The following is a 23,903-nucleotide window of genomic DNA, read 5'->3' on the forward strand; positions in this document are numbered from 1 at the left end:
ATCGGCGGTTGCGAGCGAACGAGATGGACACCGATAGCGCCGGTCGGGGTAACCCTGCCGGTGATTGAGCAGAAGTCAGCAGCGGCCATAGTAGCCAAACGCCCGTCGTAATGGTCGGGACAGGGTGAAGGGCCAAACACCGAGAACAAAGGAGGAGCCTTGGCCGACTTGAACGCACGAATGCCGTACGGCAATGACGTGGCTCAGCGTACGGCCATGAAGCCAGCCTTTAGCAATGATCTACTCGATGCTGTACTGCACCGGGCTAATCTCCAACAAGCCTGGAAGCAGGTTCGAGCCAACAAGGGAGCGGCGGGTATCGATGGTATGACCATCGAGGAGTTTCCCGCCTGGGTAAAGGGCGGCTACTGGACCGTGGTCCAGCAGTCGATTCGCTCGGGCGATTATCAACCAGCGCCGGTGCGGCGGGTTGAGATCGACAAACCGGACGGTGGCAAGCGTCAGCTTGGCATCCCGACGGTGACAGACCGGGTGATTCAGCAAGCCATTGCCCAGATTCTGATGCCCCTGTTCGACCCGGGATTCTCAGCGGACAGCTACGGCTTCCGTCCGGGCCGGAATGCGCACCAGGCGGTGCGACGGGTACAAAGCGTTCTCAAGGAAGGGAGGCGCTTTACTGTGGATGTGGACCTGTCGAAGTTCTTCGACCGGGTCAATCACGACCTGCTGATGACGCATCTGGGCCGCAAGGTTCGGGACAAGCGTTTGCTGGGACTGATTGCCCGGTATCTGCGAGCTGGGATTATCGATAACCAGCTCTATCTGGAGAGTCGGGAAGGTGTACCACAGGGTGGCCCGTTGTCACCCTTACTGGCGAACATCATGCTCGATCCGCTGGATAAAGAACTGGAACGGCGGGGCCATCGGTTTGCCCGCTACGCGGACGACTTCACCATTGTGGTGAACAGCCGCCGCGCGGGCGACCGGGTGCTGGCCAGCATCAGTCACTTCCTCGAACACCGCCTGAAACTGACGGTCAACACCGCCAAGAGCCGAGTAGTCAGAACCAATGACAGCAAGTTCCTGGGCTTTACCTTCAAGGGAGCCCAGATCCATTGGCACCCCGACACGCTGCGCAAGTTCAAGCAACGTATCCGGGAACTGACGAACCGGAACTGGGGTGTGTCGATGCACTACCAGCTTTTCAAGGTAAGCCAGTACCTTCGGGGCTGGATCAACTACTTTGGCATCGCCACCGGCTATCAACGCTGCTGCGATCTGGATCACTGGATCCGCCGCCGCGTTCGGATGGCCTACTGGCGACAGTGGCGAAAGCCACGCACCAAAGTCAGAAACCTGATGAAGCTGGGCGTTCATGTGCAATCGGCCGTTGCGTGTGGCATCACCAGCAAAGGCCCCTGGCGCAGCTCGAAGACGCCGGGTATTCAGCAGGCACTGTCTAATGACTACCTGAAAGCCGAGGGACTGACATCACTGCGCGATGGATGGATCAAGCTTCACCATTCCCGGTGAAACGCCCTGTGCGGAGCCGCATGCAGGGTGTGTGGGAGCTGGGGGTTAGATACCCCCGGCTACCCGATTAAGAGCACTATTCACGGGTTTTATTGCTCTGTTCAGATTTCAACGCCTGTATAGATTCGTCGCGTTGACTTCGGGCCTTTTCTAGCCATTCGTCTGTTGCGGATAGCAAGCCGGTCGCCGAGCCCATGAAAAACCCGAGTACACACATGATCGCTACTGCTGACCCCGTCGCCCCAAAAATGGCCGAAACAAAAATCAAGGAGGCCAGGTAAAGGGGAACACTTTCAGCAGCAGAACGTTCCCATTCTCGCTTTTTTCGAAGGTTATACCACCTAGACAGGAAGTGCCCAACTACCGCAAATAGGTAAAATGGAACGACAAGATCCCCGAACGATAACAAGTCTAGCATCTCCATTGCAGCTCCCTCTGTGGCGAACTCTTAACGAGGCTGTAGAAAAACCCAAAAATGAGTCCACCCTTCCACCGCCTTCGATCTCATTTTGCCAGCCGGCCAATTCTGCCGGCCCTGTTCAATTTTTGGGTTGGTGGCCCTTTATAGCCACCAATCCCGGTATTTCCGTGTTCAGACACCGATGGCCCGCGGCCCAAGGGGTATTCCGGGGCACTTCCTCCCCTGGATCACGCTGCCATCTGTCCGTAATTCGACAGCTTCTGAATATTGTGCACCAGGCAGTATAGCTGCCACTGGCCCTGCACCTTTTTCTTGCCTCGCAGACTGAAGCGGTTAAGCCGTTTGTTGGTGCCGATGTTGCCGAACACCGGTTCCACCACGGACATGCGGTGGCTGTATATTTCCTTGCCTTGCGGGCTGTCCACCCGGTGTTTCATCCAGTCGGTGTAGTTCGGCAGGCGCTTGTGCTCGATGGTGAACGACACTTGTCGGCCTTTGCCTTTCCGATGGTTGGCAGCGGCCGGGTTCTGCATGCACTGGTGTTTCTTAGGGCAGTGCCGGCATTGCAGCAAACAGCCTTGGAAGTAGGCTCGGCTCTGGCCGTTCTGGTCTGCCCGGGTGCCATGGTATTTGAGGCTTTCGCCTGTTGGGCAGACACAGGTCAGCTTCACCGGATCGAACTGGAATTCACTGGCCGGAATGATGTCCTTCCATCCCGAGTCCGGTTGGTTCTGATGGCGCTTGCCGTATTTGTCTTTCTGATTCTGGAACTTCGGATCACGGCTGCGGAACCGGTTATCCGGCACGTAGCCGTTGATCTGCCGTTCGTGCAGGTACTTCATGTTGGCTTCGTTGGCAAAGCCGGTGTCGGCGGTAACAACCGTGCCTTGTTGGTAAATGCTGTCCGCGATACCCAGCTTCTTGAAACGGGCTTCCACGCTCTCCAATACCGGTTGCAGGGTGTGGTGCTCCTGACCTTCACCAAAGGCCTGGGCATCGATGATAATCTGATGCTTCTTGTCCACCGTGGCCACGCCGTTATAGCCCTGGATCGTGCCCTTGCTGGTGGTCATCTTGGCGCTTTCGTTATCGGTGACGTTGCTCTTCACTTCCTTGCGCCGTTTCCCCTGGCCCATCCGTGGGCTGCTCGTCTTTAGGAAGCGGTCCACTTTTTTCAGGGACTCGTCCAGGGAGAGGACGGTCTTGGCCCGGCGGATGTCCCGGTCCAGTTCGGCCTCGGTCTCTGCCTCGTCCCTCTCGTAATGTTCCTTCAAGTGGTGGCGGATCAGTCGTCGCAACTTCTCCCGCTTTTCGCCCAGCTCCTTAAAGGTGCCGGACCATTCCTTGGCGGCATTCGAGGACATCTTGCAGCCGTCGATGGCAAACAGCTCGTTACCCAACAGGCCCTGTTCGTGGCAAACCAGTAGTACTTGTTCGAACAGCTCTTCGATTTCATCCGAGTGGCTGCTAACGAACTTGGCCAGCGTGGTGAAGTGCGGGACCGTATCGCAGGACAAGGCTTTGAAAATGATGTTGGTCTCGCAGCACCACTGCATCTCGCGGCTGGAGGTGATGCCCTTGGAATAGGCGAACAAGATGATCTTCAGCAGGATGGCCGGATCGTAGGCCAGCCGGCCGGTGTCTTCGTTGCGGTACTTGGGATGGAACACCGACAGATCCAGCTTGAGCTCGATCAGGTAGTGCACCGCGTGTTCAAAGGTGCCGGGCTGAAGCTGTTCCTGGTAGTTGATCACGACCATGGCGTTCTGGTCGTAGTTGTAGTGCTTGAAGCGGGGCATGCCGACGACTCCTTGTCCGTTTGCCTGATCCTACCAAACCGAGGGGGAATTTCGGGGTTTTTCTACAGCCTCAACGCCAGCCATAAACGGCGCCCTGACAAGGGCGTCCCGTGGAGGCCGAAGGCTGGAACGTATTTGATGGCATTGTTAGAAACCTACAAAGCAACGTCATGGTGATGGACGGTTTCCTCGTAGTGCGACATGAGTGCCTTTACTTGTTCCGGGACGACGGCCTGCTCGAAATTTGGGCCAGCAAAGTTTTTTACGGCGTCGAGTGATTCAAACCAGAATACAGTTGTGAATTCCACGTTTTCCTCAGTTTCGCGCCGTAGCAGGTTGGTACTGATGTACCCCTCCACTCCCTGGGTAACTTTCGGGACGACAGTATTCTTGAAAAGCTCCTCGTAGACCGAGGCATTATCGTGAGTGGTCCATCCTTTCCAAATTCGCGCAATCACCGCAGTTCCTCCCTGATTTCTAACGTTTGGCTTTGCGGCGTACCGGAGCGCAGGTGCGTCCGACAACAGCCACTGGTTATGCGGAGCGTAAACGATTCCGTCGAGCTACTCCTCGTGACTCCGCGTAAAGTCGTCAACTTCATCGTATACGGCCACGGAAATTCGCTCACCTATCTCCCGCATCCCCTTCATCTCAGACGGATTATCAGCCACCCAGAAGACCTTCCAGTTCTCTACTGAGTCCCACTTTGCCACTGTCAGAATTTCAGTCGGATCTTCTGGACTACGAAGCATAAAGCTTCCCAACGCTCCCGCCACAGTCTCATGAATGTGATTCGTGGTGCGGCTCCACACCTCTCGGAACTTTGCGAAGTCGTCTTCCTTTACTTTCCAGCGGTAAACTACGCGAATCATCTCACCCCCTTCTCACATAACATTTGTATATGAGTCCTCACGACCACTTTGCACAGGGCTCATATCTAAATTTAACGTAATCATCAAATTAGGCAGAAAAGCCCATTAGGTCAATAAGTTCGTCGGGTTCTCACATTTTTTGACATTTTTGAAACTGGTTGCGGCGACCAATATCCCAACTTTTTGCTTACTCACCAACCGACTGATTTAATTAAATAAAATAATGTTTTTCGTTATTCTTGAAAAATCACGTTCGCCGCGACCATTTTAAAAAGTTGCCGAGGCATACTTGCTCCTCCATACTGTACAAATAAACAGTTAACGCAAAGGATTTGCATGTATGGATGATATTCCAACCCGCCTACCGCCCACCCCTATCCGTTTTATGGACCGATTTCGTGCTTTCATACGCACTCGACATTTAGCTTACCGGACAGAAAAAACTTACTGTCTATGGGTGCGAGACTTCATCTTGTTCCATAGCAAAAAACACCCTGAATCTATGGGTTCTGCAGAAGTTAACCAATGGCTAAGCTATCTTGCTAATAAGCGAAATGTGGCAATCAACACCCAAAAGACCGCTTTGAATGCCATCGTCTTCCTGTATCACCAGTTTCTTGGCCGCGAACTTGGGAACTTACAGTTTACAAAGACCTCCAAAGGACGAAAGCTCCCTACTGTTTTCAGTCATGAGGAGGCTATGCTGGTATTGTCCTACATGGAAGGCGCTCACCACCTGGCAGGCAGCTTGCTGTATGGCGCAGGGTTGAGAGTAATGGAAGCTGTTCGACTTCGAATTCAGGATGTAGATTTTTCTGAAGCCTGTTTATCTATTCGGGAAACCAAAGGCGACAAATGGAGAAGAACCTTCCTTCCCGCGTCTGTTTGTGGTGTTTTGAAAGCCCAAGTGGAGCTTGCCCTTTCTTTACATCGTCAGGACTTATTGGATGGCCATCGATCCTCGATCGGGCGTCTTACGTAGTCATCACATTGGTGAGCAGCAGGTTCGCAGATCTGTGAGCACCGCGATCAGAGCGGCGGGAATTCATAAGAAGGCAAGCTGTCACACCTTCCGCCACAGCTTTGCCACAAACCTACTGAAACGGGGAACGGACCTCCAACTTGATGGCTGCTAAAAGCCCGGCATTCTTCATCGGGCTACCCCAAGTATTTCCGTGCCCCAGTTCTTCCAGCGGCAGGCTTCCACCAGTTGGCTATTTCCAGAACGCAGCCTGGCGAAACATTTATAAGAACGAGGGCCAGAGGCTACTGTTCTGCATCAATATCCCTGAATACCTCAACCGCCGCCTTTTGAGCATCCAAAGCGGCCGGGGCTCCACAGTATATCGCCACTTGCAGCACTACTTCGCGGATCTCCTCACGGGTTACGCCATTGTTCAGGGCACCTCTGAGGTGAATCCGCATTTCGTTTGGGCGATTAAGCGCCGCCAGCATAGCGAGATTAAGAAAACTACGAGTGCGACGGTCCAGCTGCGGGCGACCCCATACTTCACCCCAGCACCATTCTGTAATCAGTTTCTGTAAAGGAGCTGTCATATCATCTGCGGCGGCTACTGAGCGATCAACATAGGCATCACCAAGCACTTCACGCCGAATTTGCAGACCTTTTTCGAACAGCTCACCCTGAAATTCCGGACGGTCAGACATTATTCACCTCCACTAAATCGAAAATATACTGGCCAGGGCACTGACGCGTAGAAAGCAGACAGGCGACTATGCAAATTAACGCCCAACAGGGCAGTTATACCCAGAACCAACCTGTTTGCATTGTATTACTGTATTATTGTATGTTGCAAGAAAGGAGCAAATTTCGGCTTACTTCAGTTGTCGCCAGATAAAGGCTTCAACCAAGTTGATGCCTGGTATAAACAGTGTGCGCCTCACGCCTTGAGGCCAAAACCACAATAAAGGGCGCTTTTATGAACGATCACGCCACCTCAACCCATGGCCCCGCGCCATTTGAGCTATATGCAATTCGCTATGCCAACCATAGCAATCGGAAATCCAGCGATAACATGATCGGCGGTGATTTTCACGAGTCAGCCTCGGATCTTGATTACTTCGTTTGGATAGCGCGACGCGCTGACGAAGTGTTTCTGATCGACACAGGCTTTGGCAAAGATGCAGCGGCTCAGCGCGGGCGCACCCTGCTTCGAACCCCCGCAGAAGCCGTCAGGCTGCTCGGAATCGACGCTGCTGAAATCAGACACGTGGTATTGACCCACCTGCATTACGACCATGCCGGCACGCTCTCTGACTTCCCCCGCGCGCAGTTTCATGTGCAGGACAGTGAAGTAACCTTTGCTACCGGCCGATGCATGTGCCACGACTTTCTCCGGGGCCCCTACGACGTGGAAGATGTGGTCTCCTTTATCCGTCATGTCTACGCAGACAGGGTTAAATTCCATGACTCGGATGTGGAGTTGGCAGATGGCTTATCCCTTCACCGCGTCGGCGGGCATACGGCGGGTATGCAAATGGTTCGGGTCTGGACAAAGCGGGGATGGGTGGTGCTCGCCTCAGACGCTTCGCACCTCTACGCTAATTTCCAGAGTCGCAAAGCCTTCCCAGCGGTTTACCATCTGGGAGAACTTTTGGAAGGATACGATGTAATGGACCGTCTGGCAGATAGTGAAGATCACATCATTCCGGGGCACGACCCTCTTGTCATGCGTCTGTATCCGGCACCAACGCCGGAAATGGAAGGCGTTATAGTCAGCCTTGATGTGGAGCCCGAAAAGCTATGACTCTGGAAGGCAAATGCGCCTTGGTAACCGGCTCGAATTCAGGTCTTGGATACTCCGTTGCCGACAGCCTCGCAGCTGCCGGGGCGAATATCGTCCTGCACGGTCTGTGTTCGGACGAAGAAGGCGGCGGCTCGGCCCGTCAGTTAGCAGAGACCCATGGCATAGAGGCCATTTATCTCCGCGCGGACCTGAGGGATGTTTCTGAAATCGAAAACATGGTGACGGCAATCAAGGATCGTTTTGGTTCCATCGACGTCCTCGTAAACAACGCGGTGATGCGCCACTTCTCTCCAGTCGAAGAATTCAAAGCGGAAGATTGGAACGATTCTATCGCGGTTAACCTATCGGCTGCTTTTCACTTGGCCCGCCTATCAATCTCCGAGATGAAAGCACGGAACTGGGGACGAATCATTCACATGGCTTCCATATACAGCGAACGCGGGGCGGAAAATCGCATCGATTACGTCACCACTAAAACCGGCCTGCTCGGGATGACCCGTGCGATGGCAGTCGAGCTCGCTCAGACCGGCATAACCTGCAACGCGGTATGTCCCGGAACAGTCGCCACGCCTGCTATCACTGATCGCATTAGGGACATCGCTCAAGAGAAGGGCGTGACGGTCACTGAAGCTGAGCGGGAATACCTGGTGACACGGAATCCTACCGGGCGATTTGTTGCGGGGGAAGGCGTAGGTGCACTGATCGCATTTCTTTGCAGCCCTCAGGCTGTGGATATCAACGGAGCGTCACTACCCATTGATGGTGGTTGGCTCGCGAAATAAAGACTCGTGGTGGAGACACATGTATGAGATTAGAAGGTAAAACCTGCCTCATAACTGGCGCAGCAGGAGGCATCGGGCTGGCCATGAGTCGCGCTTTCATCGCCGAGGGCGCCCGAGTCGTAATGACTGACCTTGCCAGCTCTCAACTTGAACAACGAGCTCAGGAGCTTCTCAAAACGGAGGCCGCCGGTATACAAGGCCGTTTGTTGGCGCTGCCGATGGATGTGACAGACCCCGCGTCCATCAAGGCTGTCTACGACGCCCTGGCGGAACAATACTGGCCGGTGAACGTAGTGGTCAACAATGCGGCCGTTATCACGGTAGGTAACCTTCTTGAGACCTCGAACGAGGACCTTAATCGCATTTTCAAAGTCAACGTGGAAGGCCTGCTCAACGTAACACGGGCCTTTCTCCCCGCAATGATAAGCGCCGGTGGCGGCAACGTGCTGAATATGGCGTCACTAGCTGCCGTTCGTGCCATGCATGACCGGTTTGCCTACGGAGCCTCCAAAGCTGCCATTCAGATGATGACACGCTCTATCGCGGTAGACTTCGTCAGCCAGGGGATTCGCGCCAACTGCATCCTGCCTGCACGCGTCCATACGGATTTTATCGAGGGGTACATCAAGCAGTATTATCCCGGCGAAGAAGAAGCCCGCATGGAGGAGTATTCAAGGTATCAGCCGATTGGCCGGATGATCAAGCCAGAAGAGGTGGCTCACGCAGCTGTCTATCTTTGCTCTGATGAGTCGGCGATGGTCACGGGTACAAGTATGTTGATCGATGGTGGCGTTATGGCAGGTGATAACTAGGCCTGGCGGCTTCTAACAGGCGGATACTCCACACCTGTCCAGCACGGTAGGCTGGCTCCGGAATAACTTACGGAGCCAGCCATCATATCCGGCATTGACGCTCCCCTGTGTAGCGGAAACCTCTCAGCCGACTACAGCTCTTATATTCCCCCCAGGCACAGGTACTTGATTTCGAGGTAATCCTCGATGCCATACCTGGAACCTTCCCGACCCAGGCCTGAGGCTTTGATACCGCCAAACGGAGCCACCTCGGTGGAGATAAGACCTGTGTTGATGCCCACCATTCCATACTCCAGAGCTTCAGCCACGCGGAACACGCGGCCAAGATCACGGGCATAGAAATACGAGGCCAAACCGAACTCCGTGTCGTTGGACATGGCAATCACCTCTGCCTCGTCCTTGAAGCGGAACAACGGAGCCAACGGACCAAAGGTTTCTTCCCTGGCTACCAGCGCAGAAGCTGGTACGTCGGCCAGAATGGTCGGCTCGATGAAACCGCCTCCCAGAGCGTGAATTTTGCCGCCAGTGACCAGCGTGGCACCCTTGTTCAGCGCGTCAGCAATGTGTTCCTCTACTTTAGCCAGAGCTTTCTGGTCGATCAGCGGTCCGGTAGTAATACCGTCTTCCTGGCCATCGCCGACTTTCAGCTTGGCCACTGCCACCTTCAGCTTTTCGGTGAACGCCTCGAATACGCTATCCTGAATGTAGAGGCGATTTGCGCAAACGCAGGTCTGACCATTGTTGCGGTACTTGGAAATCAGGGCACCTTCGACTGCGGCATCTAGATCCGCGTCTTCAAAGACGATGAAGGGCGCATTCCCTCCTAATTCAAGCGACACCTTTTTGATGTCCTGGCTGCACTCGGCCATCAGCTGCCGGCCTATCTCGGTCGAACCGGTAAATGACAGTTTTCGCACAATCGGGTTGCCAGTCAGCTCCTTACCGATATCCCCTGCACTTCCGGTAACGACGTTCAAAACACCTTTAGGAATACCGGCGCGTTCTGCCAGCTCAACCAGAGCCAGCGCAGAGAATGGCGTTTGTGATGCCGGTTTAAGCACCATGGTGCAGCCCGCAGCCAATGCAGGGCCCGCCTTGCGGGTAATCATTGCGGCTGGAAAATTCCACGGCGTGATCGCTGCCGTAACTCCGATCGGCTGCTTGATCACAATCAGTCGTTTGTCAGCCTGATGGCCGGGAATGGTATCGCCATAAACCCGCTTGGCTTCCTCAGCAAACCACTCAATAAAGGAAGCCGCATAGCTGATCTCACCTCTGGACTCCGCCAGCGGCTTACCCTGCTCGAGGGTCATCAATAGGGCAAGGTCGTTCTGGTTGGCCATGATAAGTTCGAACCAATTGCGCAAAATGTTCGAGCGCTCCTTGGCAACCAGACCCCTCCATGCAGGCAAGGCTCGGTTGGCGGCTTCAATGGCAAGGCTGGTTTCCTTCGCGCCCATCTTTGGTACGCTGCCAATGATTGCTCCGGTGGCGGGATTATTGACTTCGATCGTCTGCCCGTTATCGGCATCCAGCCAGGCACCATCAATGTAGGCCTGTTGGCGGAAGAGAGTGGCGTCTTTTAATGGCATTGTGATTTCCTTGGCAAGGTACTTTGCAGATCTGTAAGTGGGCTTTTATCGTCGGGCCAGAACCATAATATCTGAAACGTCCTCGATCTGATCAAGCCTCCATATTGCATCTATAACCGGCTCCGGATCCAGACCGGAACGGCCATAAACAATCAGGTCGCGAAATTTATCCTCAATGTCCTTGTCGCTCAACGGTCGCTCTGCGTCCCCCCGTGCGTGGGTAACCTTCGCTTCCAGAATCGTATCGTCGGCACACTGGACAACAACGTGCGCTGCGCCCGCTACCGCCGCCTCGTCGACGATAACGTCTACTTTTTTACGTAACCAGAGGACGTCTTTTCGGTGTACCGCTTCATCAGAAAACTCGTTCAGACTAGCCGATTTATACAGGAGGCAGACTGCAGCAGCATGTTGAGCGCTCACCTGGGCCTCACGCCCGGTCTCGACCATGGGGCGGTCAGCCCGTTCACGAAGCAAGGAATAACCGCTGATCGTCACATTCCTGACCTGGCTCACGTCAAAACCCGGGGTCTTTGCTACCTCAAGGCAAGCTTCGATGACAGGGTTGAGTACCACCCCACATGGATAGGGTTTGTAGGTGTTCTTTGAAAGCTCCCAGTGGTTACCGAGATTTTCCACTACCGCCGCAAAATTCGGCGATTCAGACGTTACTTTCAAAAAGCCTCGCTCTCCTTCAAGGGGTCTGTTCGGGCCTTCCACGCCGTCGTTGGCCATTAAAGCTGCCGCCAAGCCGTTCCGGGCCGCATTACCAACGCCAACGCTCTTCGCCATACTCCCCAACGTTTCCACCAGGCCGCTTGCCTGAGCAGAGGCATTACCCAGTGCCCAGACCATGCGCTCCGCGTCCAACCCGAGAATCTTGCCCGCCGCTGCAGCGGCTCCGAACACGCCACAAGACGACGTGATGTGCCAGCCCCGCTTGTAGTGCCCGGGTGATATTGCGTTCCCTATTCGACACTCCACTTCCACGCCCAGAATAAACGCCTCAAGCAGACTGCGCCCGGAAAAAGTCTGGTATTCACCCAACGCGAACAAAGCCGGGGAAACCGGCGCGGTTGGGTGAATAATGGTATTCGGGTGGGTGTCATCAAAGTCGAAAACGTTGGTGCTGACTGCATTCAAGAAAGCTGCCGTCAGCACATCGAAACGCTCTTTGCGCCCCGTGATGCTGGCCAGGGGCCGGCCTGAGAACTCGCTGAGCGTTGTTATCAGCCGATCCATCACTGCGTCATTGCAGCCAGCAAACGCAGTGGCGAAACCATTCAGGATGGAGCGCTTCGCTTCATGAATCAGTACGTCGGGCATCTCCTCCAATCGCGACGAGACGAGGAATTGGGCAAGACCCATTGAAGTTCGGTTGTTCATAACCTGACCTTTCAGCTGTTTTCCGGTTTGGCGTTTGCTCCCCGCACCTCAATCCCTGCCCACTCCTCGATAGGCTGGATTATGGAGGTCATATCAGCCTGGGGCCCGAGCTTGGCTTTCGTTATCTTCAGCATCTCCCGGACCGCGGAACCAACAACCATGGGCACGCCAAGAGCCTCGCTTTGTTCCAGGCAAAGCCGGGCGTCCTTGACGGAAAGGTCCAGGGCAAAGCCGAAATCAAAACTGCGGGTTAGCACAAATTTCGGAATCTTGGTCATGCTCGCATTACTTTGACCACTGCTGGCATTGAAAACATCGACCATTACGTCGGGATCGAGCCCGGCCTTTGTACCCAGCACAAGCGCCTCTGATGTGATGGCTAAAGCAGTGACCGACACCAGGTTATTGATGACTTTGATCATTTGACCCATGCCTGGTTCCGGGCCGACGAGGAATGAATTACCTAATACCTTCAGGACATCGGTGACGCTCTCGACCACCGACGGATCACCGGAGGCCATCAATGCGAGCGTTCCTTTCTCCGCTCCCCCGACACCGCCGCTCACGGGACAGTCTATTGACTTGATGCCCTTGCTCAGCAGACCTTCCGCTAGTGCCTTGGCACCTTGCGGACCAGTGGTTGACAGATCAATCACGGTTTTTTGCGAGCCAGAATCACCCCCGTAAACAATGCCGTTCTCGCCGAAAGCCACAGCGTCCACTATTTCAGGAGTGGGCAGGGACAACAAAATCACATCGCTGTTGGTGGCAACTTCCGCAGGGTTAGCAGCGCCGGTTGCGCCCTCTTTAACCAGTGACTTCACTGCTTCTTCGTTGGGATCAAAAGCGGTTACGGCATACCCGGCCTGTATGAGTCTCCTGGCCATTGGCATACCCATGCGACCAATGCCAATAAAGCCCAGTTTTGGTAAGGACATAATATCTGCTCCTGCATATTTGAGGGTTTGATAAGTTAATCGTTCATCTTTTCAGGAAGCCAAAGCACTACCTCCGGAAAGAAGTAGAGGAAGACGATGAAGCCCAACATAATCAGCGCAAAGGGGACTACGCCAAGGACGATTTCTTTTAATGGCACAGCATCACTGAGCCCGCGAAGAATAAACAGAATGATCCCCACCGGGGGCGTTACCAGCCCGATTTCAATGAGCAGCACCAGAACCACACCGAACCATATAGGGTCGAAGCCAAGTGAAATCACTATGGGATAGGTCACGGCGAGAGTCATCAGCATCATGGAGATAGACTCTATGATCGTCCCCAATGCCAGATAAACCCCGCCTATTGCGAGCATCACAACCCATGGCGCCAGATTAGAAGCTTGAACGTACTCAACCATTTCCCTGGGTAGCTGCAGGAAATCAAATACCCAACTGAATATTGCAGCACCGACCACAATCAGCATGATAAACGAGGTTACCTGGACGGTTTCCAGCGCTGTTTCGTAAAGAACGCGTACCGTGAGCTTTTTACGCTGGAGACATAACAGCATAGCGATAAGCGCGCCTACTCCACCCGCCTCCGTAGGGGTGGCAATCCCCGCATATAAAGAACCGAGCACTGCAGTGATCAGGACGAGAAATGGAAGAAGTTTACCCAGGGAAGCTATTTTTTCCCCAATGCGCCGAGACTCCTCTTTTGGCGCTGCACCCGGAACAAATACTGACCACACCAGTACAGTAATAATAAAAAGCCCTATAAGAATCGCACCCGGCACCATGCCCGCAAGAAACAGTTGGGTAATGGACACCCCCACCACGTTCCCGTAGATGATCATTGCAATACTTGGGGGAATTAGTATGCCCAGTGTGGCCCCAGCCGCGACAACGCCATAGGTGAGGCGAGCGCTATATCCCCGCCGCATCATTTCCGGCGCGGCCACCTGACCAAGTGTTGCGGCTGTCGCGAGGCTGGAACCTGAAACTGCAGCAAATACGGCTGACGCACCCACACTCGCATTCGCGAGACCGCCTGGCATACGGCCAAACCAGCAGGTCATGGTATCGAAAAGGTCGCTCGTGACCCCACTTCGAATAAGGAAGTGGCCCATCAACACAAACATTGGAATCGCGGTGAGCGTAAACGTATTTATGCTGGTCCACGAACGGTCTGCCAACATCGCCAGGTTCGGAGATGAAAAGAGCAGCAGTAACCCGAGGAGCCCAACCACGCCCATCGCAAGCCCAACCCGGACCCCGGCCAGAAGTAACAGCAAAAGGCTTCCGACCAATAGCAATCCGACTGATAGATCTCCAGCATCGCCAAGTAAGTAATAGAGAAGGCCCAGCGCCAGATAGCAGGCCGCAAAAACTGACGCAATACGCGGCCCGCTCCAAGCCCAAGCGCAGGCAAAGAGGGCAACGAAAACAGCCGCTATGCCAAGAGTGATCCCACTATCGAACAGGTCCACCCGGTCTTTGCCTATCAACAGGAGACTGGCTATAAGAACCAAGCTTGTGATGGGAACAAACCACTGAGCGAACGTTAAACGAGGTGGCCGAAGGCGAAAAATTTCGCCCAGAATAGCGATTGCAAACAAGATCAAACCGAGGCTTACGGCCAGTTCGGGAATCCATTGAGGCGTGGACAGCAGCCCCCAGTCCCTTGTGCCATCGATATATTCTCTATAGTTGAACCTCGTCATCTGCCAGGCGGTGACCACTACAAAAAACAGAGAGATCCAGCAAGCCACAAGCTCCGCCTGGGTTCGTCGTGGCCCATTTAATCGACTCACCAGGATCTCAACCTGAACATGGCTGCCACTGCGTTGCGCTACTGATAATCCGAGGAAAGCTATTGCGACAAAAATGTAAGTTGCAATTTCTATGCTCCAGGAAGTCGGAGCATTGAAAAAATAACGGGATATTACTTCTAAGCAGATAATGCCGGTCATAATAAGAAGGCCGGCAGCGCTTATGACTCCCGCCAGGCTGGACAGGCTGTCAATACTGCGGAGGATTGGATGTGATGGATCCGTTGACTCCAGCTTTTCAACGGGGCCACTTTCTAACGGTATTGCCTCCAGGGGATTGCGGGGCATTTCACTTTCTCCCATGACTCTCGCCGATGTTGACGGTTCTGCGCGGAGCGTTGGGCAGCCAAATGCCAACCCGTCAGCCCAAGCCTATTATTAGTATTCTCTTGACGGACTCTTTGTCATATTGTATTACGGTACTACGCCTTGGTGCAAGCTAACGGTTCCTTCCAGGAATTCAGCCAGCATCAGGAAAGCGTTCAGATAATCTGGAGGAAAAAACAATGACAATGAAACAAGCAATCAGCTTTCCACATGCCAGAAAAACTTTGGGGCGGACTTTCGCGGCCGCCCTGCTGGCAGGTTCTTTGGCAGCCCCCGTGCTCGCTGACGAGCCAGAGTATGAATTTACAATGGGGGCAATCGTATCCCCCGGCGACATCTATGGAAAAATGACGACAAGCGTTCCGGAGCGGATTTCGGAAGCGACGAATGGCAAGGTTGAAGTAACTGTCAGCGATTCGCTGATCGCAGCATCGCAGGTGGCCTCGGCAGTACGAGACGGCCGCCTTCCTATGTCGGCCGCTCTTCACACCTACCTGGCCGGCGATGAACCCCGGATGGGCATTTTCAACCTGCCGGGCCTGATCGAAAACATTGACGATTACCAGAAAGTGCGTGATGCCTTCTGGGCAGAGGACGTAGCACGTATCTGGGACGAATCCTGGAACGCCAAAGTCTTCGCCGAAGGTGCGTGGTGTAATACCCGGCTTTTCTCCAAGGATCCGATCCATTCCATTGAGGACTTCGAGGGGAAAAGGCTTCGCGTTCACAACCCACAGACTGCGAGCCTGATTGAGTCGCTGGGAGGCAAAGGTACCCCGATGCCCATGACAGAAATTGTGCCAGCGTTGGAACGTGGTGTTATTGACGGCGTGTTCACGTCTGCCTGTGTGGGCGAAACCATGGACATCTGGCGCGAAGCACCCAATGTACAGGACTGGGGAATCGCTCCCGTTACCGGTTGGGCCATCCTGATGAACAACGATGAGTGGGAGAAGCTTCCCTCAGACATTCAGGAGCAAATTCAGGGTGCAATGGACGAACTGCAGGCAGAAGCTTTCGGTGGCTATAAAGATTTCGTGCAGAAAGCAATGGACGAAATGGAAGAGAAAGGCGCCAAAGTCTGGAGCGCCTCAGAGGAAGAGCGAGCTGAGTTGAATCAGGAAAAGTATACTCAGGGCGCATACGATTCCTGGTATCAGCGAGCGGAAGAAGTTGGCTTTGATGGCCCCGCTTATGTGCAACAAATCCGGGATGTATTGGAGAAGTAGCACACATTGGTCATGCTCTTCTTGAGCGGACGATCTCAACCACGTCCTGGGATATGCTAGTATACGGCGTGGTTGAGCTCGTGAATGACCTTCAGAATTAATACGGATACTCCAACGGATGTGTGACCTATTTGAGCCACTTTCATGAATGAAGCGCCCAATTTCCGAGTAGTGCGCTCAGCGGCACCACTTCGACACAGTGTGACTGAAAATATACGCAACGCCATTGCGGTAGGCCATTTTCAGCCTGGCGAGCGACTTCCCGAACGGGAACTCTGCGAAATGATCGGTGTAAGCCGGACACTGGTGCGAGAGGCATTGCGCCAACTTGAGTCCGAAGGACTGATTCACATTATTCCCCATCGCGGTCCAGTGGTTGCGAACCTGACAGTGGCACAGGCGAAAGGGATCTATGCGGTCAGAACGGAGTTGGAGGGGCTTGCTAGCGAACTGTTTGCTGAACATGCGTCTGACGCTCAACGGTCAGCGTTGAAGCAGGCTTTTGAGGAGCTGAAGATAGCTTTAACCAAAAGCGGTCCCATTGACCGTCTCAAAGCCAAAAACTACTTTTATGACTGTTTGGTGGAAGGATCGGGTAACGAGGCACTGGGTGACACGTTACGCATGTTAAATTCGCGAGTGACTTTGCTACGGGCAACATCACTGAAAACTGCAGGTAGAACTGAAAAGAGTATTGAAGAACTGGCAATTCTTATGGAGGCCTTGTTCTCACGAAATGCGAAGGCTGCCCGCAAGGCTGCCGCTCTTCATGTGAAAAACGCGGCTGTTGCTGCGCTTGCGCAACTGAGTAGCGACTAAACCCGGCATACCTCCTGAGTCTGTCGTGATACAAAGATCCAATTTTACCTGAAGCTGATTATCTACCCTCACGAAACACGAAACCTGCCTGGTTGGTAAAGCCCGCCGCATGGGGCCTTCTACTCCCTCGATAAAAGCGTCCTTCCAGGCGCACCCTCGCACTTAACAGCCTCCAACAGCTCCGCATTCTCCACCGGGCTGCCCCAGGTATTGCCGTGCACCAATTTTTCTAACGGTATCCGTGAGCGCCAACCTTTTGCCTGCAATTCTGGCTGATTGAGAAATTCGCTTACGTAGCCGAGGCAGAGATAAGCCAAAGGGTACACGTGGTCAGGGAGGTTCAGGGTTTGCGCCAGTTGTTGCTGGTCGAGAATACTGACCCAGCCTACACCGATGCCTTCGGCCCGAGCTGCCAGCCAGAGGTTTTGTACCGCCAGGCAGGTGCTGAACAGGTCGGTTTCGACGATGGAGTTGCGGCCCAGCACATGGGTACCGCCGCGGCTGCGGTCGCAGGTGATGCAGAGGTTGAGGGGGCTTTCAAGGATGCCCTGGAGTTTCAGGGTACGGTAGTGGGCACCTTTGTCGCCGGGGTAGTTTTCGGCGGCTTTGCGGTTTTCCTGCTCGAAGATGGCGAGCACGGATTCACGTACCTCAATGCTGTCGATTACCAAAAAATCCCAGGGCTGCATGAAGCCAACCGAAGGCGCGCGGTGGGCCGCGTTGAGTAGGCGGGCCAGCACGTCCACCGGGATCGGGTCCGGCAGGAACTGGGAGCGTACATCCCGGCGTTCGTAGATCGCCCGATACAGGCCGTTCAGTTCTTCCTCGCTAAAAGGGCGATTATTGTCGCTCATGATGTGCCTCCGTTGGCGGGCAGTTGTAGCAGGCGAAGCAACCACTCGGTATCAAGGTGTTCTTCCACCATGTCCGCCAGCCGGTCGAGTTGTTGCTGGCGATGGCGCTGGTAATCCAGCCCCGGCTTCAGCAAAGCTATGTCACCCCGGAAACGATGATGATAAACCCACGGAGACGGGCATGGCGTTCCGGGTATTTCGCGCGTTCACGCATGGGACGGTTCCTTCTCGGTTAGCGGATGAAAGGGCTGGCCGCGGAATATCGTCGCGACGAGCGCCGGAGCAGAGGGAAAATAGCCGTGAAAATAACTCGCCACCAGACCATTATGGCAAAACACCGGTTCGGCTTCGGTGCCCGCTATCTTGCGGGTGCGAGCGATGGGCTGCCATGAGGTCTCCAGGCGGGAATGGTGATAGGTGTGGCCCCGCAACCGGCCTTCCTGGGTGTTCAGGCTTTGCAGGCCCAATGCCTGCAGGCGGTCCGCCATGCTGGCGCGTCCGGGCACCAAACCCAGTAGAGCGTGGATATTCCCGTCCCGCTCTGCCAGCTCTTCGGCACAGGCCATGAGGCCACCACATTCCGCCAGCATCGGTTTACCCGCCTGATGATGAGCCTTGATCGCTTCCAGCATTGGTGTATTGGCCGCCAGGGTCGCACCGTGGAGTTCCGGATAACCGCCGGGCAGCCAAAGCGCATCGGCTTCCGGCAAGGCTTTGTCTGTCAAAGGCGAGAAGAACAGCAGCTCTGCACCCATGCCACCCAGCAGGTCCACATTGGCCCGGTAGATAAAACTGAAAGCGGCGTCACGGGCAATGGCGATGCGCACGCCGCTGAGTAGTGGCGGCGGAGGTTCGGGTGCATCCGCTGAGAGGGTGACGGCTTTGGGCAAGATTTCCATACCGGCTTCCGCCAGCACGGCGGCGGCCTGATCCAGCCGTGTATCCAGATCACCTAGCTCGCCTGCCTGCACTAACCCCAGGTGCCGGTCCGGTATGTTCATCGCTTCGTTGCGAGGAATGGCGCCTAACAAACCGATGCCCGGTGGGAGGCTGTCCCGCAACATTTCACCGTGACGCGCACTGCCGATGCGGTTGGCAATCACCTGGTATATCGGCATATCCGGATCAAAACTCGCCAGACCGAGCGCTACCGCACCAAAGGTCTGCGCCATGCCCCGGGCGTCGATCACCGGCAACGCCGGAATCCCCATCAGTTTGGCCAGGTCCGCACTGGACGGATCACCATCGAACAGGCCCATGGAGCCTTCAACCAGAATCAGATCGGCGTCCTGCGCGGCTTCGGCCAGTCGCCAGCGGCACTCGTGCTCGCCGGTCATCCAGGGGTGCAGCTGGTACACCGGCTGGCCGGAGGCCACTTCCAGCACCATGGGGTCCAGGTAGTCCGGGCCATGTTTGAACACTCGCACCTTGAGCCCGGCGTTGCGATGTAGTCGTGCCAGCGCTGCGGTCACCATGGATTTACCCTGGCCGGAGCCGGGGGCAGTGATCATCGCTGCGGCTGTGGTTGCTGTGATTGTTTTCATTTTTTCCTGTTTGTTCATGAGCATGCGTGTATTCCAAAGCCAAGGCAGGCAGGTGCAGTGACAGCAGGACTGTCAGAAAAACTGCTTTTGTAAAACGAACTGTGTTCAGCATGAGGCCATCAGGCTTCCGTTGGGTTCGCAGTCATCATTGGCGGCAGGCTCAGCTTGGTAACCGGGGCTGCCGCCTTTCCGGGCAGACTCGAAAGCTTCCCGTTGGGTGGGTTCCAGTTGCTCGGCAACCCAGTCCATCAGGGGGTGATCCGGCCGGGTATGACCGCTACCCGGCAAACCATGCTCAATGATATTACCGGCAAAGTCGCGGGCAAGGGTTTGTCGAGTAAACACGTCCGCCTCCCAGAATCCACGTTTGGCGGCCAGCAGGGCAATGGCCTGCATGTGGGTTTTAACGTGGACATTATGTCGCTCAGCCAGGAAGTCATCCAGGCCCAGATCATGACGGTCGTTAAAATAGACGTCGTTGACGTCATCCCAGGCCTGCGAGCGCACCACCTGGGGGCTGGTGATCTGCCAGCCCCATAGATTGTCGAGGAAATCGCTGCCCATGGTGCGGGCGCCCGCGTAGCCGTGCTCCATCAACGGCCGCAGCCATTGCGGATTGAGGTTGCGGGCGTGCAATTCCACCTGCAGCGCACGTTGCAGGGAATCGACCTTCGGGTTACTGGGATCGGCGTACTGCAGTACGCGGTTTTCAGGCGGCTGCCCCCGCAAGTGCTCTATTGCGTTAGACAAGCCACCTTGAAAATCAAAACCGTCATCGTTATCCAGTAGCCCATATAGGTGACTGGCACGGCCCAGATAAGTATGGTTAACAGTATTGAGCTGCCGATCGAATGCACCGTGGGCAGGCTCGCCAGCGCTGCTCTTTCCGTACACGTGGCCCATACGCCTGCGGTAGGCTTCGCCAAGCTGGGCGCGATCCGTCCAGGCTCCTGACCGGGTCGCCAGTCGGTTAACCCCTGCTCCGTAAGCGCCCGGGGCGGTGCCGAAAACACGATGCCCGGCTTGTTGGCCAGCATCGCCAGGCGAAACACCCTCAGCCATCAACACCCGGACGTCCTCCACCCAGCGGGCAGCGATACCATTGGTGGCCAATGATTCGTCGCCTCGTTCAGCCATTGCCGACGGCAGCACTGCCAGCGCGTTTGCCAATGCTTCTGATAATTCCGGATAGTCTGTCGTTATGGTGTTAGCAGCACCGGCGAGGGCATAGAGGGAAGCCAGGTCAAGCCATTCCAACTGGCTCTCATACAGGTCACGGAACAGACCGGAGGTGGTAAATACCACATTCCGGCGTTCAGGGTTGTCAGTGCCCGGGCCGGCGGGCAAGCGTTCCAGCCCCTTCACAATACCCCGGCTGTTCCACACCGGGCGAACCCCCAGCAGTCTCAACCCGAACGCAATCATCACGCCTTCATCCCGTACCGTATCTGAGGCCCAGAGCACCAGGGCATCGCTCTGGCCGGAGTCCTTGGTTTTGGTAGCCAACGCTTCTTCCGCGAGTTCGCCCGCCAGTGACCAGGCCACTCGAGTCGGAATAAGATCGTCCGATAGCGCATGGAAGTTACGGCCCGTCGGTAATACATCCGGGGTCCGGAGCGGGTCATTGCCCTGGCCTGGTGCCACAAACTTGCCCTCAAGCGCTCCCAGCAGAGCTTCACGCTCCGCCGCCGGGGACGCCGCCAGGCGCTGACGCCACGACGAGTCCGGCTTGCCCGCTTTGCCCGCCATGGATGTCAGCATGGTGTCGAGCATTTCCTCCGACCAGTCCCGCCCGAACACATGGAGCCCCAGAGGCATAAAGTGCTCCTGCATATCAGTGACATAGTGGCCCGCCTCATGCACCAGCAAATCCGGCGATAGCTCATCCAGCGACACCTCTTCCACCGCAAGGCCCATTTCCCCGGCGATCTCACGCTCCAGGTCCGCGCCAATATCCAGCGCGCGGATTTTCTCCCGAAGCAACGTCAGCGCCCGCTCCCGGGTGGGGCTGTCGGGCTCATTGGCAGTTTCCCAGGTCTCCACCAACTGCCGCAATTCCAGCAGATCGTCGTAAAGCTCGGTGGCCGCCAGGGGCGGAGTAAGGTGGCTGATCATCACACCTAGCGCACGACGCTTGGCCTGGATACCCTCGCCGACACCGTCCACGATGTAGGGATAGATCAGCGGTAGATTGCCGCCCAATAAATCCGGGTAGTCATCGCCGGTCAGACCGGCGCGTCGCCTAGGCAAGAATTCACGAGTCGAATGACGGCCCAGATACACCAGCGCGTCTGCTTCATAATGATCTCGCAGCCAGTGGTAGAACCCAACGTATTGGTGCGTGGGCGGGAAGGTCGTGTTGGCGTGCAGTAGCTCCTCATCAACCTCCCAGCCCCTGGGGGGTTGTGGCCCGATGAAGATATTGCCGAAGCGCAGGCCTGGGAAAATCATGTTGCCGTCAACCACCATGGATCGACCGGGCGCCTTGCCCCAGCCTCGCAGGCCGGGAATGCCCGTTTCAAGCAGCTTGTCACGCTCAGCGCCTACCTCACCTTGGTGGCCGCCCTCGCTCAGACGCTGCTGCCAGAGCGCTTCGTAGCGGTCCAGTTGGGCTAGCGCCTGCTGGCGATTCGGGTGCTGCACGTGCTCAATCAGATGTCGTAAATCGCGGATCCCCCGGCTCAGCAACGCCATGGCAATAGCCTGTTCACCAAGTGCGTGAGCCTGTTCCAGGCGCTCATGCAGGAAACCGATAGGCCCATGGACCAACTCTTGCTGCACTACGGCTGGCAATGTCCTGAGATAACGCTGATAATCCCTGCCCGCCAGCGTCGCCACGTTTGGCGCCATTTCGGCCAGCGCCAGGGGATCATCTGGCAGATTGACCCCCTGTTTTTGGATGAGATCGCTCAATGCTTCCGGGCTTTCTGGCAGTGGCCCGGTATCGTAGCCTTCGGCCTTGAGCCAGCCCAGTATCTCGTGCAGCGAGGCCAGTACATCAAGGTTATCGGCCCCGATATTCTGCCGCCCCGGCGGATGGTTGTAATAGACAATCGCGATCCGTTTGTCAGCGTTGACCTCAGTCTGCAGCACCTGCCAGCGTTGCAGGCGCTCCGCCAAGGCTTCAACACGCTCATGCACCGGCTGGGTCAGCGAAAGCGCCACGCCGGTGAGCTTGTCGGTCACTGGTGGGTTGGCCAGCGCCAGCACCATCGGTTGGCTGACACCTTGCAGCTCCGGCATCGCCAACTTGTAATGCACTTTGTCCGACGGTACGCCATCCACCGACAGCTGCCACTGATTCAGGGTCCGTGAGTCAAGTCTCAGCCCCTTCACCACCGGCACGTTCAATTCTGTCAGCACCTCGGTGACCGGTCGACGGCCTTCTCCTCCACCTACGGTAAAATCCTGCAGGCTGACAATGCCCGTCAGGGTCGCCGGTTTAATGGTTTCGCCCAGGGCGCGCAAAGCGTCCAGGCTGGCACCGCCCCACCGGGAAAGAATGCCGAAACACTGAATACCCCGGGCTTCGAGAGCGGCACAGGCATCATCCAGTAAATCCCGGTCACCGGGCCGGTCGCCGCTGTCGAGATCGAGAATGGCAACCACCGGACCCTCTTTGAGCTCCAGTGCAGCAGAATCCGCACTGGCTTCACCGCTCTGGTAATAGCGAATGCTGGCCCGGGGCTCCGGTTTATCATATTCCATGGCGTGACCAGCTTTCGCCAGCAGCCAGCTCAGCAGGCCGTCGAGATGTTGAGGACTGCGGCCCTGGTAGAAGGCCCGGCCTTCGAGCCAGTCAGCCTGGTCCGGGAACTCTGTTTGCCGGTTTGCCAAATCCTCCGCTGGATCACTTCCCGCCGTTGGCGCGACCACCAGGGCTTTGAGTCCGGCATTATCTATCGCCGCCAGGGGTTGACGGCCATTGAGTTGCGACAACCGCGAAATACGCCAGTCACTGTTGATACCCAACACCGGCAATTGCCCGGAGTCGTCCCTGGCCACGACCTGCTTTATCAACTCCGCCAGGCGGCCGACCTGGTCGCCAAATACCGCCGCCAGTACCAACGCATCTGCACTTTCGAGCAAGGCGCGCACCTGTTGATCACTTTGGCTAGCCAGCTGTTCCGGCGTGCGCAATAAAACCCGGTGACCGGAATTGCGATCCAGGAAGTGATGAGCGCCAGCGGCCATTTCAGCAGCTGACCGATCGGAGACGATGCCGACAACAGTCGCTGCCAGTAGCGACGGCGTCCAGGTTAGCACCATCATCGTTAGCAAAACGGCCTTGAAGTATCGTATCAGGAGCGACATCTCTGGGCTCTCAATTGCTGGTTTCTCTATTGCTGGGTTCTGTGCTGAAATCTCTGTGTTGGATTCCATCACCGAAAGTCATACCGCACGGAGAACAGTCCTGTGGTACCCGCGGCAATA

The 23,903-nt window shown here is 55.7% G+C and carries 21 protein-coding genes; 8 read left to right on the plus strand and 13 right to left on the minus strand.

The window, feature by feature from the left end; all coding sequences use genetic code 11:
* Positions 1-159 precede the first annotated feature (159 nt).
* A complete protein-coding gene (gene ltrA / locus WEB64_RS10565; protein ID WP_368059178.1) occupies positions 160-1,494 on the plus strand; it encodes a group II intron reverse transcriptase/maturase in 1,335 nt (444 codons plus the stop codon).
* Positions 1,495-1,570: 76 nt separating this feature from the next.
* On the opposite strand, the gene WEB64_RS10570 is transcribed toward ltrA, so the two are convergent.
* The 4 genes from WEB64_RS10570 to WEB64_RS10585 all read right to left on the minus strand — a co-directional run bounded on the left by WEB64_RS10570 (position 1,571) and on the right by WEB64_RS10585 (position 4,586).
* Positions 1,571-1,918, minus strand: coding sequence for a hypothetical protein (locus WEB64_RS10570; RefSeq protein WP_368059180.1), 348 nt, complete (start codon positions 1,916-1,918; stop codon positions 1,571-1,573).
* Between the two features lie 224 nt (positions 1,919-2,142).
* Positions 2,143-3,714 (minus strand): transposase, encoded by a 1,572-nt coding sequence (locus WEB64_RS10575; RefSeq protein ID WP_368059182.1) that lies wholly within the window; start codon positions 3,712-3,714, stop codon positions 2,143-2,145.
* A gap of 155 nt (positions 3,715-3,869) precedes the next feature.
* Positions 3,870-4,172, minus strand: coding sequence for an antibiotic biosynthesis monooxygenase (locus tag WEB64_RS10580; RefSeq protein WP_368059184.1), 303 nt, complete (start codon positions 4,170-4,172; stop codon positions 3,870-3,872).
* A gap of 105 nt (positions 4,173-4,277) precedes the next feature.
* Positions 4,278-4,586 carry an antibiotic biosynthesis monooxygenase gene (locus tag WEB64_RS10585; protein WP_368059186.1) on the minus strand — a complete coding sequence of 103 codons (309 nt, stop codon included), beginning with the start codon at positions 4,584-4,586 and terminating at the stop codon, positions 4,278-4,280.
* A 340-nt stretch (positions 4,587-4,926) separates the two neighbouring features.
* On the opposite strand from WEB64_RS10585, the gene WEB64_RS10590 reads away from it, so the two are divergent.
* Together WEB64_RS10590 and WEB64_RS10595 are read left to right on the plus strand one after the other, a co-directional pair.
* Positions 4,927-5,568 (plus strand): phage integrase N-terminal SAM-like domain-containing protein, encoded by a 642-nt coding sequence (locus WEB64_RS10590; protein WP_368059188.1) that lies wholly within the window; start codon positions 4,927-4,929, stop codon positions 5,566-5,568.
* Positions 5,534-5,722: a tyrosine-type recombinase/integrase gene (locus WEB64_RS10595; RefSeq protein WP_368059190.1), complete on the plus strand. Its 189-nt coding sequence runs from the start codon at positions 5,534-5,536 to the stop codon at positions 5,720-5,722. Before WEB64_RS10590 ends, WEB64_RS10595 begins: the two co-directional genes overlap by 35 nt.
* Before the next feature lie 130 nt (positions 5,723-5,852).
* Here WEB64_RS10595 and WEB64_RS10600 read toward each other — a convergent pair whose 3' ends face one another.
* Positions 5,853-6,254, minus strand: a complete 402-nt coding sequence (locus tag WEB64_RS10600; RefSeq protein ID WP_368059192.1) for a carboxymuconolactone decarboxylase family protein — start codon at positions 6,252-6,254, stop codon at positions 5,853-5,855.
* A gap of 272 nt (positions 6,255-6,526) precedes the next feature.
* Between WEB64_RS10600 and WEB64_RS10605 the strand changes: the two genes are divergently transcribed.
* The 3 genes from WEB64_RS10605 to WEB64_RS10615 are packed head-to-tail and all read left to right on the plus strand — an operon-like array spanning position 6,527 to position 8,948.
* The gene (locus WEB64_RS10605) at positions 6,527-7,354 is read left to right on the plus strand and encodes an N-acyl homoserine lactonase family protein (protein ID WP_368059194.1); all 828 of its coding nucleotides are present in this window, start codon (positions 6,527-6,529) and stop codon (positions 7,352-7,354) included.
* A complete protein-coding gene (locus tag WEB64_RS10610; RefSeq protein WP_368059196.1) occupies positions 7,351-8,136 on the plus strand; it encodes a 3-hydroxybutyrate dehydrogenase in 786 nt (261 codons plus the stop codon). The genes WEB64_RS10605 and WEB64_RS10610 overlap by 4 nt, the downstream gene beginning before the upstream one ends.
* 23 nt (positions 8,137-8,159) lie before the next feature.
* Positions 8,160-8,948, plus strand: a complete 789-nt coding sequence (locus WEB64_RS10615) for an SDR family NAD(P)-dependent oxidoreductase (protein ID WP_368059198.1) — start codon at positions 8,160-8,162, stop codon at positions 8,946-8,948.
* A 140-nt stretch (positions 8,949-9,088) separates the two neighbouring features.
* On the opposite strand, the gene gabD is transcribed toward WEB64_RS10615, so the two are convergent.
* From gabD to WEB64_RS10635, 4 genes are read right to left on the minus strand one after another with little or no spacing between them, the layout of a single operon-like run.
* On the minus strand, positions 9,089-10,540 hold the full coding sequence (gene gabD, locus WEB64_RS10620; RefSeq protein ID WP_368059200.1) for an NADP-dependent succinate-semialdehyde dehydrogenase: 1,452 nt from the start codon (positions 10,538-10,540) through the stop codon (positions 9,089-9,091).
* A 45-nt stretch (positions 10,541-10,585) separates the two neighbouring features.
* Positions 10,586-11,926 carry an MmgE/PrpD family protein gene (locus tag WEB64_RS10625; protein WP_368059202.1) on the minus strand — a complete coding sequence of 447 codons (1,341 nt, stop codon included), beginning with the start codon at positions 11,924-11,926 and terminating at the stop codon, positions 10,586-10,588.
* An 11-nt stretch (positions 11,927-11,937) separates the two neighbouring features.
* On the minus strand, positions 11,938-12,864 hold the full coding sequence (locus WEB64_RS10630) for an NAD(P)-dependent oxidoreductase (protein ID WP_368059204.1): 927 nt from the start codon (positions 12,862-12,864) through the stop codon (positions 11,938-11,940).
* 35 nt (positions 12,865-12,899) lie between these two features.
* Positions 12,900-14,999, minus strand: a complete 2,100-nt coding sequence (locus WEB64_RS10635; RefSeq protein ID WP_368059206.1) for a TRAP transporter large permease subunit — start codon at positions 14,997-14,999, stop codon at positions 12,900-12,902.
* Between the two features lie 203 nt (positions 15,000-15,202).
* On the opposite strand from WEB64_RS10635, the gene dctP reads away from it, so the two are divergent.
* Positions 15,203-16,252: a TRAP transporter substrate-binding protein DctP gene (gene dctP, locus WEB64_RS10640; RefSeq protein WP_368059208.1), complete on the plus strand. Its 1,050-nt coding sequence runs from the start codon at positions 15,203-15,205 to the stop codon at positions 16,250-16,252.
* 144 nt (positions 16,253-16,396) lie between these two features.
* Positions 16,397-17,071: a GntR family transcriptional regulator gene (locus WEB64_RS10645; protein WP_368059210.1), complete on the plus strand. Its 675-nt coding sequence runs from the start codon at positions 16,397-16,399 to the stop codon at positions 17,069-17,071.
* 119 nt (positions 17,072-17,190) lie between these two features.
* On the opposite strand, the gene bluB is transcribed toward WEB64_RS10645, so the two are convergent.
* The 4 genes from bluB to WEB64_RS10665 form a co-directional block, all read right to left on the minus strand.
* On the minus strand, positions 17,191-17,925 hold the full coding sequence (gene bluB / locus WEB64_RS10650; RefSeq protein WP_368059212.1) for a 5,6-dimethylbenzimidazole synthase: 735 nt from the start codon (positions 17,923-17,925) through the stop codon (positions 17,191-17,193).
* Entirely contained in the window at positions 17,922-18,059 is a 138-nt protein-coding gene (locus tag WEB64_RS10655) for a hypothetical protein (protein WP_368059214.1), read from the minus strand. The genes bluB and WEB64_RS10655 overlap by 4 nt, the downstream gene beginning before the upstream one ends.
* A gap of 72 nt (positions 18,060-18,131) precedes the next feature.
* Positions 18,132-19,469, minus strand: coding sequence for a cobyrinate a,c-diamide synthase (locus tag WEB64_RS10660; protein ID WP_368059216.1), 1,338 nt, complete (start codon positions 19,467-19,469; stop codon positions 18,132-18,134).
* Between the two features lie 105 nt (positions 19,470-19,574).
* Entirely contained in the window at positions 19,575-23,783 is a 4,209-nt protein-coding gene (locus WEB64_RS10665; protein WP_368059218.1) for a cobaltochelatase subunit CobN, read from the minus strand.
* Between the last annotated feature and the right edge of the window lie 120 nt (positions 23,784-23,903).

This window comes from Marinobacter sp., from assembly GCF_040882185.1.
Lineage (GTDB): Bacteria > Pseudomonadota > Gammaproteobacteria > Pseudomonadales > Oleiphilaceae > Marinobacter.